Consider the following 12,462-nt stretch of genomic DNA (forward strand, 5'->3'; position numbering starts at 1 on the left):
CTTGGAGAATCGGAGCGTGGTGGCGCCCGACCGTACGGACCCCGAGGGCGCGATCAGGGAGGCAGCCAAGTCGTTCTCGAACTGGGGTCGTTGGGGCGAGGACGACCGGGTCGGCACCCTGAACTTCCTGACCGAGGACAAGCGTCGTGAGGGCGCGGCGCTCGTGCGGCGGGGTGTGAGCTTCTCGCTGTCGCAGCGGTTCGACATGGACGGCCCTCAGAACGGCTGGCGGCGGCGGACCAACCCGGTCCACACGATGCTCGACACCGGTACCGACGCGGCGCTCGGCCTGCAAGGCTTCCCGCACGGTCTCGGTGGCGCCGACGACGTGGTCGCCATGCCGCTGCAGTGCTCCACCCAGTGGGACGGCCTCGGTCACATCTTCGACCACGGCAAGGCGTGGAACGGCCGGGACGCCGCGAGGACCGTCACCTCCGACGGTGACCTGGTCACCGGGATCGAGCACATGGCCGCCGATGTCGCCGGACGCGGTGTACTCCTTGATGTCGGCCATGTGGTGGGACAGGACGGTGAGTTGGCCGCCGGGTTCGCGATCACCGAGGAGCATCTGACCGCCACCGCCGAGGCGCACGGCGTACGGATCGGGCGCGGGGACATCGTGCTGGTGCGCACAGGGCGGCTCGCGCGGGCCCGCCGCGAGGGATGGGGCGAGTACGCGGGCGGGCCCGCGCCCGGCTTGTCCTTCACGACGGCCGGCTGGCTGCACGGCACGGAGATCGCCGCGATCGCCACCGACACCTGGGGTTTTGAAGTCCGTCCGAACGAGTTCGAGCACGCCTTCCAGCCGCTGCACCAGGTCGCCATCCCCAACATCGGCCTGCTCATCGGCGAGATGTGGGATCTCGACGCGCTCGCCGCCGACTGCGCGGCCGACGGCGTGTACGAGTTCTGGCTCACCGCCGCGCCCCTGCCCATCACCGGGGCCGTCGGCTCACCGGTGAACCCGCTCGCCGTCAAGTAGCCGCACCGCGACCCGGAACAAGGGAGCTCTCCCTCATGGAAACCACCATGAAAGCTATGGCAGATCCCCGCACGGTCCTGGTGATCGGCGGCGGTGCGAGCGGCAACGCGGTGACGGTCCTGCTGCGCAGAGCCGGTATCGCCGTCGACCTCGTCGAGGCCAGGGACGACTGGAATGCCACCGCCGGCTCCGGCATCACCCTCCAGGGCAATGCCCTGCGTGTCCTGCGCGAACTCGGCGTCTGGGACCGGGTGAAGGAGTCCGGATTCGGCTTCGGATCGGTCGGCATCACCGCACCGGACGGCACCGTGCTGCACGTCGCCGATGACGTCCGCACCGGCGGCGACGACCTGCCCGCCACCGTCGGCATGCGGCGTCCCCGGCTCCAGCAGATCCTCATCGACGCCGTCCGCGCGAGCGGCGCCTCCGTACGTCTCGGCGTACGGGCCGAGTCCCTGCACCAGGACGGCGACGGCGTCGACGTCCGCTTCACCGACGGCACCGAGGCCCGCTACGACCTGGTGATCGGCGCCGACGGGATCGGCTCCGCGACCCGCGCCGCGATCGGCATCACGGACCGCCCCGAGCCGACCGGCATGGCCATCTGGCGCATCGCCACCGCGCGCCCCGAAGGGGTGGTCCGCACCGATCTCGCCTACGGCGGCCCCGCCTACATCGCCGGCTACTGCCCCACCAGCGACACCACGCTCTACGCCTATGTCGTCGAGGCCAATCGGGATCGGGCATCCATCCCCGCGGATTCGTACGCCGACGAGATGAGCCGCCTCGCCAAGCACTACGGCGGCTTCTGGCCCGAGATCACCGCGCACATCACGGACCCGGCGAAGGTCAACTACACCTGGTTCGACCGGATGCTGGTGGAGGGTTCATGGCACCGCGGCCGTGTGGTCCTGATCGGCGACGCCGCGCACTGCTGCCCGCCGACCCTCGCCCAGGGCGCCGCGCTCTCCCTGGAGGACGCGCTGGTCCTCGCCGAGCTGCTGACCGGCGCCGACACCTGGGACGACGCGTTGCTCCAGGCCTACTACGAACGCCGCATCGCCCGGGTGCGTCCGGTCGTGAAGGCGTCCGTGCAGATCGGCCAGTGGCAGCTCGACGGGGTCCGCGACGCCGACGTACCCGGCCTCATGGGCCGCACCATGACGATGCTCAAGGAGCTCCCGTGACCTGGCCGACCGTGGACATACACGCGCACGTCCTGCTGCCCGAGGTCGAGGAGCTCGTCGCCGCTCTGCCCCCGCTGCCCGCTCTCACCGAGGCGAAGGCCCTCGACAGGCGCCGGAACGGGCCCGCCGCCCTCGCCGTCAACGGCCCGATGATCGGCGAGCGCATCCCCCGCCTCACCGATCCCGCCGTGCGTCTGGCCGCGATGGACGCCCAGGGCGTGGACGTCCAACTGGTCAGCCCCTCCCCCTCGCACTACCACTACTGGGCGGACGAGGGCACCGCGGAGAAGGTCTACCGGATCGCCAACGAGGCGACGGCCGCGCACTGTTCGGCCGCTCCCGATCGACTGCGCGGGCTCGGCCTCGTACCGCTCCAGCATCCCGAACTGGCCGTAATCGCGCTTGAACACGCCCTGTCTCAGGGCCTGTTGGGGGTCGAGATCTCCAGCCACGCTCCCGGGCGTGAATTGTCGGACCCGGCCTACGAACCCTTCTGGGCCCGGGCCGAGGAGACCGGCGCCATCCTGTTCCTGCATCCCTTCGGGTGCACGCTCGACGAGCGCCTCGACCAGTGGTATCTGTCCAACACCGTCGGCCAGCCCACCGAGAACGCCGTCGCGCTCTCCCATCTCATCTTCTCCGGTGTGCTCGACCGCCACCCCGGCCTGAAGCTGATCGCGGCGCACGGCGGCGGCTATCTGCCCACGCACATCGGCCGCGCCGACCACGCCTGGACGACCCGCCCGGACGCCGGATCCGGCTGCGCCCACCTGCCCAGCAGCTATCTCAAGCGCCTCTACTTCGACTCCCTCGTCCACGACCCCCACGTACTGCGGGAGTTGGTCAGGGAGGCCGGGGCGGACCGGGTCCTTCTCGGCTCCGACTTCCCCTTCGACATGGGCTCCGAGGATCCGGTCGGTGCCCTGCGCGCCGCTCGTCTGCCGGAGGCCGACGTCGACGCCGTACGCGGCGGCAATGCCACCGCCCTGCTCAACATCGCCCGCCCTTAAGGAGGAACCCGCCATGAGCGGACGCCTGCTCACCCACCTCCGGCACGTCGACCTCGCCGTGCCCGACTACGACAAGCAGCTCGACTTCTACGCCGGCACCTGGGGGCTGACCAAGGTCGCCGAGGACTCCGGCATCTCCTTCCTCGCCGCGGAGGGCTCACCCGAGCAGTACGTCGTCCGACTGCGCAAGGCCGAGGAGAAGCGGCTCGACCTCGTCTCCTACGGCGCCGCGAGCCCGGCCGCCGTGGACACGCTCGCCGAGCGTCTACTGGCCCAAGGGGTGCAGCTGATCACTCAGCCGGGCAAGGTCGACACCCCGGGCGGCGGCTACGGCTTCCGGTTCTTCGACGTCGACGGCCGCACCATCGAGGTCTCCGCGGACGTCCAGGTCAGGCAGCACCGCAAGATCGAGGAGAAGGAGGCCATCCCGGTCAAGCTCTCCCATGTCGTCCTCAACTCCCCTGATCTGAACCGGACTCGGCAGTGGTACGAGCAGCACCTCGGCTTCGCCCTCTCCGACACGCTCAGCTCGCCGCACATGGGCGAGGTCATGCATTTCATGCGGATCAGCAACCAGCACCACTCCGTGGCGATCGCGCAGGGCCCGCACACCGCGCTGCACCACGTCTCGTTCGAGATGCGCGGCCTCGATGAGTACATGCGGGGGTCGGGTCGTGTGATGCGTGCCGGGTTCAAGAAGATCTGGGGTCCGGGCCGCCACATGGCCGGGGACAACACCTTCACGTACTTCCTCGACCCGCACGGCAACACCGTCGAATACACGACGGAGTTGGAACTCCTCGACGAGGACACCTGGCACCCGCACGTCTACGACTTCTCCCGGCCTGAAGTCACCGACCAGTGGGGCACCGCCAACGCCATGAACGAACTCATCGCCAAGGAGTCGTTCAACGACCCTGACCGCGGTGTGTTCGTCGCCCCGCCGGTCTGATCGTCCCCCCTCACCCCCTCCCGCAGGAGTCGCAGCATGCGTTTCGCCGCGTACGCACATCAACATCGCCGCCGGGTAGGGGTGGTGGAGGACGACGGCACGCTCCTTCCGCTGCCGGGCGTCTCCTCGCTCACCGTGCTGCTCGCCGAGACCGGCGGTCTGCCCGGGCTGCTCGACGCGGGCGCGGCGGCGCTCGACGGTCCGGCCGGTCCCCACGTCTCCGATGTGCGCCTGCTTCCTCCTCTCCAGCCCTCGTCGGTACGGGACTTCGTGACATTCGAGGAGCATGTCGAGGGCGTGCGGCGCTCGGTGGACGGTGTCTCCGGTGTGCCCGAGCAGTGGTACGCGGCGCCCACCTTCTATTTCACCAACCCACACGCGATCTACGGGCACCAGGACGACATCCCGATGCCGCCCGGCTCGGCGGTCCTGGACTTCGAGCTCGAGGTCGGCGCGGTCATCGGCCGCGAGGGCCGTGACCTCACCCCCGCCCAGGCCCGTGACCACATCGTCGGGTACACCGTCTTCAACGACTGGTCGGCCCGTGACCTGCAGTCGGCGGAGATGAAGGTGGGCCTCGGCCCCTGCAAGGGCAAGGACACCGCCACCACGCTCGGCCCGTACCTCGTGACGGCCGATGAGCTGGAGCCGTACCGGGACACCGAAGGCCTTCTGCGTCTTGCCCTGACAGCGGAGGTCAACGGACAGGTCGTCGGCAAGGACCGCCTGTCCAACATGAGTTGGACCTTCGAGGAGATGACGGCCTACGCCTCCCGCGGCACCCGCGTCGTGCCCGGTGACGTCCTGGGCTCGGGCACGTGCGGTAACGGCGGCTGCCTCGCCGAGCTGTGGGGTCTGCGCGGCGAGCGTACGCCGCCTGCGCTGCGGCCCGGCGACACCGTCTCCCTCACGGTCGAGGGCATCGGCACCCTCATCAACACCGTCGTCCCCGGCGCCGATCCGGTTCCCCTCCCCGCGGGCCGGCGTCGCGACCGGGAGCGGCCGTGAGCGACCCGCGCGCCCAGTGGCTGCTCGGCAAGGTCGTCGTGGTCACCGGAGCGGCCCGCGGCCAGGGAGCGGCGGAGGCCGAGGCGCTGGCCCGCGAGGGCGCCCGCGTCATCGCCACCGACGTCACCGAGGTGCCCGGCGTCCGCCGCCTCGACGTCAGCAGCGAGGACGGCTGGGCGGAACTGGCCGCAGAAATACGGGAGTTGCACGGTCACGTACACGGCCTGGTGAACAACGCGGGCATCACGTGGCGCGCCCGCGTCGGCGACATACGTCCCCAGGATGGCCCGCGTCCACGCCGTCAACGTCACCGGCCCACTCCTCGGCATGCAGCACCTGGCTCCCCTCATGCCACCGGACTCCTCCGTCGTCAACCTCGGCTCCTCCGCGGCTCTGACCGGCCACTACCCGGTCGTGTACACGACGAGCAAATGGGCCCTGCGAGGCCTGTCGCGGACCGCCGCCCTGGAGTTCGGCCCGCTCGGCATCCGCGTCAACACCATCCACCCCGGCTACATCGAGACCGACATGACCGCCTCGGCCGCCCCGGCGTTCCGTGCGGCCAACATCCGCGAGACGCCCTTGGGCCGCACCGGAACGGTCGACGAGGTCGCCCCGCTGGTCGTGTTCCTGCTGTCGGACGAGTCGTCGTTCATCACCGGCGCCGAGATCCCGGTGGACGGCGGGATGACCGCGCACGGCGGCGTCAAGTCCATCTCAGACGCCTTGCGTGACGTGCCGTCATGAGCGGGGCGGCCCACAGTGCAGCCCACGGCGCGAGGATCCTCGGACGTCGGCGATTCGGCCATCCGGCGTAGGCCCACGACCGCCCCAACACGCCCTTGGCATCGCAGCCGCCGCCGTCCTCGCGTTCACCGCACAGGCCATGACCCACGTCCTCGGCTCGGGCACCGTGTCCGAACGCCTGCACACGGCGCTTCCCGCCCTGATCGTCGTGACCACGGCCGCGGGTATCGGCCGAGTCAGCAGCACCGTGTCCTCGTACGCCGACGGGCGGATCACCCCTCTGCTGATAACGGAAGCGGACATCGCGCTGGTCGCCGCCGTCTGCCGCGTGGAGTCGTCCGCCTACGGTGAGGACGGATTTGGCACGTGGACCACGCTCGCCTGGCTTGCCGCCACCGGCCGGGTCGCCCTGCCGGTCGCGGCCACGGCGGTCGTCGCCGTCCAGACCACGCTCGCCGCGCTCTCCCAGTCCGTCATGCACGGCGCCGCGATGTTCCATACGTCGCTCTACCTGGCGGACATGCGCTCGTTCCTCGACATGGCGGGTGAACGGGCTCCCAAACGCGGTGAGTTGATCCTCCCGGAACGCGTCGACGAGATCCGCCTCGACGAAGCCGTGTACCGCTACCCGGGCAAGGAGGAACCGGCCGTCGCGGGCGTGTCGCTCACGCTGCGCCGAGGCGAGATCCTGGCCGTCGTCGGAGAGAACGGCTCGGGCAAGTCGACCCTGGCCAAGCTCTTCACCGGGATCCTCCTGGCCGACAAGGGCCGCGTCCTGTGGGACTGCGTCGATCTCGCCCAGGCCGACCCCGACGCCGTATGGAAACGCACCGCGCGAAGCGGTCGAGGAACTGCCCCAGCAGCTCGACACCCTCCTCGCCAAGGAGCCGTGGGGCGGCGCCGAACTCTCCGGCGGCCAGTGGCAACGGCTCGTGTGCGGTCGCGCGCTCTACCGCCGGACCCCGCTCTTGATCCTGGACGAGCCATCACGGAGATCAAGCAGATCGCGGCCGAGCGCATGACGATCGTCGTCACCCACCAGCTCGAGAACACCCGGCTCGCCGACCGGATTGTCGTCATGGACAAGGGCCGGGTGATCGAGCAGGGGACGTACGAGGACCGCTGACGGTCCTCGCACCTCGGTGAACCGGGGGTTACCCCTACCTGCGGCTGGGCGGTTAGCAGGATCGTCCCGGGTGATCACCGCCGGACATGCTGAGCGGACGACGGCACAAGCCGTGGTTTCCCAAGATTCCGTAGGAGTTGGCTCGTGCGTCAGCAGGCATGGCAGAGGTTCGGTCTTTCCGGGCAGCAGCGGCAGCGGGGGGCTCGGCGCGGTGCCGTCCCTGCCGCTGCCGCGGTAGTCGTCGGCGCCCTGGCCATGGGGGCGCTGGCGCAGCCCGCCGCGTCCGCCGCCGAAAGGCCGGACACCGTCCAGCAGGGTCTTGACGCGCTCGTGCACTCCGACGGGCTTCCGGCGGCGCTCGCCAGCGTCAACGACCCTGATGGCCATGCCCGTTCCTACACCGCGGGGGTCGGCGACCTGGCCACCGGGGCGAAGGTGCCCACGGACGGGCAGGTGCGGATCGGAAGCAACACCAAGGCGTTCACCGCGGTGGTCGTGCTGCAACTGGTCGGTGAAGGCAAGATAGGCCTCGACTCCTATGTCGACACCTATCTGCCGGGCCTCGTACGCGGCGACGGCATCGACGGGCGCCACATCACCGTCCGTCAGCTCCTGCAGCACACCAGCGGACTTCCCAACTACACCAAGTATCTCGACGACGACATCCACTACTACGCCCCCCGCGAGCTCCTCGACCGGGCGCTCAAGCACAAGGCCGACTTCGATCCCGGGAAGAAGTGGGCGTACAGCAACACCAACTACGTACTGGCCGGCCTGCTCATCGAGAAGGTCACCCGGCGCCCCTTGGCCAAGGAGATCGACCAGCGCATCATCAAACGCGTCGGGCTGCGCCACACCTACTTCCCCGCCCGTGGTGACGTGACCATCCGAGAGCCCCACCCCCACGGCTACTACCAGGATTCGGCGGGCGCGCCCGTGGTCGACGCCACGGAGTGGGACCCTTCCTGGGGCTGGGCGGCAGGCCAGATGATCTCCACCAACTCCGACCTCAACCGGTTCTACACCGCGCTCCTGTCCGGCCGCCTCCTCCCGACGGCCCAGCTCGCCCAGATGCGTACGACCGTTCCCGCTGGGGCCCCCTTCGCCGACGGCGCCCGCTACGGACTGGGGCTCGTGAGTACGCCGTTGTCGTGCGGCGGTGTCTATTGGGGCCACGGCGGCAGCACCACCGGCTATGAGACCCGGGGCGGCGTCACCGCCGGCGGGCGCGCCGCCAACGTCGCGGTGACCAGCCAGCCGGCCGACGAGACGGTCATGGACCGGGTCACGGGTGTCGTGGACAAGGCTTTGTGCCGCTGAGCCCCTGCTCCGGCTCCGCACACCAGTTCTTCCTTTCTGTGGACAAAGTATGGACGCGCTCCGACACCATCCCTACGCTGAGCGTCGCTTTGCCGCATGAATCTGCGTAAACCCCGTCGGAACCACGCAGGAGGAAGAGTGAAGCCACGCCCCAAGCCGATATCCCGGCCCACCCGCCGCAGCGCTCGAAGATCCACCGGTCTGCTGCTCACCGCTCTCCTCTGCGGCGGGTTGGCCACACCCGCCATGGGCGCGCAGGACGATCCGCGGCCGTTCGCCGACCTGCCGCCACAGGAACCGGGCGTCACCCTGCGGGTGTTCGACATCCAGTCCCCGCTGAACAAGCTGTGCGACCTCAAGCCCGCACAGACACCCAACGTCGACAAGCTGATCCCGACCGCCGACTGGACGTCCACCGACGGCTTCGGGTTCAGCAACAACTTCGTCTCGCAGATCATCGGCAACCTGAACGTGCCCGAGGCGGGCGCGTACACCTTCCGGTTGATCAGTGACGACGGCTCACGGCTCTTCGTCGGCGACCAGCAGGTCATCGACCACGACGGAAAGCACGGCGCCGAGCCCAAGGACGGCGAGATCACCCTCAACGCCGGCTACCAGTCGCTGCACATCGACCACTTCGACGCGGACGGCGAACAGCAGGTCACCCTGGAGTGGAAGCCGCCGGGGGCGGATGAGTTCAAGGTCGTGCCGAACTCGGTGCTCAGCACCGACGCCGATGTCGTACGCGTCACCGCACCCGGCCGCAAGGAGTGCGAGGGGGCGCTCGACACCCCCGGCGACGGCCTTCCGCTCACCGAGGTCAACCCCGGGTACAAGCTGACGGACCTGCGCCCGAAGGGCTTCGAGCCGCAGGTGTCCGCGATGGACTGGCTGCCCGACGGCCGGCTCGCGGTCTCCACGTGGGGCGGCAGCAACGAGACGAAGGGCGAGGTGTATCTCCTCGACCACGTCACCGGTGACACCGGACCCGAGAAGGTCACGTACAAGAAGATCGCCGATGGGCTCAAGGAGCCGATGGGCATCAAGTACGTGGACGGCAAGCTGTATGTGTCGGAGAAGCATCAGCTGACCGAGTTGAACGACACCAACGACGACGACGTCACCGACGAGAAGAAGAAGATCGCCGAGTGGCCGTACGGCGGGAACTTCCACGAGTTCGCCTTCGGACTGCTCTACGACAAGGGCGACTTCTATCTGAACCTCTCCGTCGCCATCAACTACGGCGGCGCGACCACCGACCCTCAGCCGGCCAAGAACCGCGGCACGACCATCAAGGTCAACAAGAAGACGGGCAAGGTCAGTTACATCGCAGGCGGCCTTCGCACCCCGAACGGCATCGGGCGCGGCCCCTCCGGAGATCTCTTCGTCGCGGACAACCAGGGTGGCTGGCTCCCCGCGTCGAAGCTGGTGCACGTCAAGCAGGACAGGTTCTTCAATCACCACATGAACCCCGACGGGCCTTTCGACGATCAGCCCGTCACGAAGCCCGCCCTGTGGCTGCCGCAGAACGAGATCGCCAACTCCCCCAGTACGCCGATGCAGTTGAAGAAGGGCCCGTTCGCCGGGCAGATGGTCTTCGGCGACGTGACCTACGGCGGGCTGCAGCGCGCCGACCTGGAGAAGGTCAAGGGCGAGTACCAGGGTGCCGTGTTCCGGCACACGCAGGGGCTCGAATCCGGCATCACCCGGATCAGCGAAGGGCCCGACGGCGCGATCTACACCGGCGGCCTGGGCGCCGACGGCAACTGGGGGCAGGCCGGCAAGCTCCGCTTCGGCCTGCAGAAGCTGACCCCGAACGGCAAGACGGCCTTCGACATGAAGACCATGCGTGTCACGCGGGACGGTTTCGAACTCACCTACACCAAGCCCCTGTCGGAGGAGACCGCCGCCAAGCTGGCCAAGGGCGCGTACTCCGTTGAGCAGTGGCGCTACGCGCCGACCCCGGCCTACGGCGGCCCGAAGGTCGATGAGGAGTCGCTGCCGGTCACGTCGGCGAAGCTCTCCGACGACCGCCGCAAGGTGAAGCTCACCATCCCGGGTCTCAAGGCCGACCGCGTCGTGCACATCCGCTCGCCGCGCCCGTTCTCCTCCTCTTCCGGCGAGCAACTCTGGTCCACGGAGGCCTGGTACACGCTCAACGCCAAGCCGGGACCGACCGAGCCGGTGACCACGTACGACGCCGAATCGGCACGCCTGTCCGGCAGCGCGGGCACCGACATCGAGCACACCGGATTCACCGGCGCGGGCTTCGTCGACGGCTTCGGCGAGGAGGGCGCCAAGGCGAGCTTCGACGTCCAGGTGGAGAAGAAGGGCGCGTACGACGTCGGGCTGCGGTACGCCAACGGCCCGAACCCCTTCACCGGCACCAAGACAGTCAGTGTCGGCGTCAACGGGGGCGCGGCCAGGCAGACGAGTCTGCCGTCGACGGGCCAGTGGAACCGCTGGTCCACCAAGACGGAACGGCTCGAACTGCGGGAGGGCCGCAACACGATCACGTACGCGGTAGGGGCCGGGGACACGGGGCACGTCAATCTCGACGCGCTGGACGTCCGCCGCCCCGGGACCCGGATCGACCTCTTCTCCGGTGGCAGCATCGCCTCGGCCTGGCAGCACACCGACGGCCGTAGCGCCGAATGGCCGCATACCGCCGAGAAGTCGATGGAGGTCTGCTGCGGGGATCTGCGGACGAAGCGGCACTTCGGTGACTTCAAGCTGCACGTCGAGTTCCGGGTGCCGAAACTGCCGGACGACGTCACCGGACAGGACCGCGGCAACAGCGGGGTCTATCTCCAGGGGCGTTACGAGGTGCAGATCCTGGACTCGTACGGGGTGGAGAAGCTCGCGAACAACGAGGCGGCGGCGATCTACCAGAAGAAGGCCGCCGACCTCAACGCGTCCAAGCCACCGGAGACTTGGCAGACGTACGACATCACCTTCCGCGCCGCGCGCTTCGACGCGGACGGGAAGAAGACGTCGGACGCTCGGGTCACGTTGGTCTGGAACGGAAAGAAGGTCCACGACAACGTGGCCGTGGACGGCCCGACGGGTGCGGGCGACCCGGAGTCGGCGGCGGCCGGAGCGATCCGGCTGCAGGACCACGGGAACAAGGTGCGCTTCCGCGACGTGTGGGTGGAACCACTGTCCTGACCGGTCCCTGTCGGCGGCTCATGGGCTCCTGGGCTCCTGGGCTCCTGGGCTCACGGGCCGCCGGCAGGGAGGACACCGTCAGCGATCACCGGGGTATCGAACGGAGATCGAGGGCGCCTCACGGTGGCACCGCCTCACCCGCGACGGATCGCGGAGATGTCGAACTGCAGTCGCACCTTCTCGCTCACCATGGTGCCTCCCGCCTCCAGGCGTTGGTTGTAGACCAACCCCCAGTCGGTGCGGTCGATGGTGGTGGTGCCGTCGAAGCCGACTCGCTCGAAGCCGAACGGGTCGACTACCGAGCCGAGATAGTCGAGTTGGAGCTCTACGGGCCGGGTGACGTCGCGGATGGTCAGGTCTCCCGCCATACGGAAGCTCTCGCCGCCCTCGTAGACCGTGGAGGTGCTGCGGAACGCCATCTCCGGGTAGCGGCGCGCGTCGAAGAAGTCGGCGCCGATGAGGTGTGCGTCCCGCTGTTCCACACCCGTGTCGACGCTGTCGATCCGGATCACGATCTCGGCCCGGGAACGGGAAGGTTGAACGCCGTCGAAGTACAGCGCGCTGTCGTAATCCGTGAAAGCGCCCCGCACCGTCGTCACCATCGCGTGCCGCACGGAGAATCCGACACGGCTGTGCGGACGGTCGATGGTCCATTCGCCGCTCAGCGCACGAAGGGCCGGGTCGAGCGTGAGGCCGGTGGTCCCGGCCGCCGGGTCGGTAGCCGACGTCGGGTCGATGGTCGCGGTCTGGCGACGGCTGAAGATACCCATGCGGTCGTAGCCTCCTTCGAATTGATTACTCCGTGTTATCACGGTGTCGGCAAGCACTCCACAGCGAGATAGGCGGCTCGTCCGGATTCCATGCCGCCGACTGCAAAGATGCACAGGATCAACATGTTGTGGATGCACTGTCGGGCGGCGAGTTGTCACACGCCGTCACATCACCCGACACGTCGGCGGTAC

Annotated in this window: 8 protein-coding genes and 2 pseudogenes; 9 read left to right on the plus strand and 1 reads right to left on the minus strand. The window is 68.9% G+C overall.

Annotated features, from left to right (window positions below; all coding sequences use genetic code 11):
• Window positions 1–19 precede the first annotated feature (19 nt).
• From ACGFX9_RS27535 to ACGFX9_RS27575, 9 genes and pseudogenes are all read left to right on the plus strand, one after another.
• Window positions 20–982 carry a cyclase family protein gene (locus tag ACGFX9_RS27535; protein WP_393477579.1) on the plus strand — a complete coding sequence of 321 codons (963 nt, stop codon included), beginning with the start codon at window positions 20–22 and terminating at the stop codon, window positions 980–982.
• Between the two features lie 56 nt (window positions 983–1,038).
• Window positions 1,039–2,169, plus strand: coding sequence for an FAD-dependent oxidoreductase (locus tag ACGFX9_RS27540; protein ID WP_393477437.1), 1,131 nt, complete (start codon window positions 1,039–1,041; stop codon window positions 2,167–2,169).
• Window positions 2,166–3,179 (plus strand): amidohydrolase family protein, encoded by a 1,014-nt coding sequence (locus tag ACGFX9_RS27545; RefSeq protein ID WP_393477439.1) that lies wholly within the window; start codon window positions 2,166–2,168, stop codon window positions 3,177–3,179. Before ACGFX9_RS27540 ends, ACGFX9_RS27545 begins: the two co-directional genes overlap by 4 nt.
• Window positions 3,180–3,192: 13 nt before the next feature.
• The gene (locus tag ACGFX9_RS27550; protein ID WP_393477442.1) at window positions 3,193–4,131 is read left to right on the plus strand and encodes a VOC family protein; all 939 of its coding nucleotides are present in this window, start codon (window positions 3,193–3,195) and stop codon (window positions 4,129–4,131) included.
• 36 nt (window positions 4,132–4,167) lie between these two features.
• On the plus strand, window positions 4,168–5,139 hold the full coding sequence (locus tag ACGFX9_RS27555) for a fumarylacetoacetate hydrolase family protein (protein ID WP_393477445.1): 972 nt from the start codon (window positions 4,168–4,170) through the stop codon (window positions 5,137–5,139).
• A pseudogene (locus tag ACGFX9_RS27560) lies at window positions 5,136–5,886 on the plus strand (SDR family NAD(P)-dependent oxidoreductase). Before ACGFX9_RS27555 ends, ACGFX9_RS27560 begins: the two are co-directional and overlap by 4 nt.
• A 97-nt stretch (window positions 5,887–5,983) precedes the next feature.
• Window positions 5,984–7,012, plus strand: a pseudogene (locus tag ACGFX9_RS27565) (ATP-binding cassette domain-containing protein); the annotation flags it as partial.
• Window positions 7,013–7,156: 144 nt separating this feature from the next.
• Window positions 7,157–8,332, plus strand: a complete 1,176-nt coding sequence (locus tag ACGFX9_RS27570; RefSeq protein WP_393477447.1) for a serine hydrolase domain-containing protein — start codon at window positions 7,157–7,159, stop codon at window positions 8,330–8,332.
• A gap of 138 nt (window positions 8,333–8,470) precedes the next feature.
• Window positions 8,471–11,500, plus strand: coding sequence for a family 16 glycoside hydrolase (locus ACGFX9_RS27575; protein WP_393477450.1), 3,030 nt, complete (start codon window positions 8,471–8,473; stop codon window positions 11,498–11,500).
• A gap of 134 nt (window positions 11,501–11,634) precedes the next feature.
• Here ACGFX9_RS27575 and ACGFX9_RS27580 read toward each other — a convergent pair whose 3' ends face one another.
• Window positions 11,635–12,270: a YceI family protein gene (locus ACGFX9_RS27580; protein ID WP_393477453.1), complete on the minus strand. Its 636-nt coding sequence runs from the start codon at window positions 12,268–12,270 to the stop codon at window positions 11,635–11,637.
• Between the last annotated feature and the right edge of the window lie 192 nt (window positions 12,271–12,462).

The sequence above is a fragment of the Streptomyces sp. NPDC048436 genome (genome assembly GCF_043200355.1).
Classification (GTDB): Bacteria; Actinomycetota; Actinomycetes; order Streptomycetales; family Streptomycetaceae; genus Streptomyces.

Bases quoted from the DNA above. Each gene is read 5' to 3' on its own strand.
- ACGFX9_RS27540 (WP_393477437.1), top strand. From the start codon at position 1,039: ATGGCAGATCCCCGCACGGTCCTGGTGATCGGCGGCGGTGCGAGCGGC.
- ACGFX9_RS27550 (WP_393477442.1), top strand. From the start codon at position 3,193: ATGAGCGGACGCCTGCTCACCCACCTCCGGCACGTCGACCTCGCCGTG.
- ACGFX9_RS27555 (WP_393477445.1), top strand. From the start codon at position 4,168: ATGCGTTTCGCCGCGTACGCACATCAACATCGCCGCCGGGTAGGGGTG.
- ACGFX9_RS27580 (WP_393477453.1), bottom strand. From the start codon at position 12,270: ATGGGTATCTTCAGCCGTCGCCAGACCGCGACCATCGACCCGACGTCG.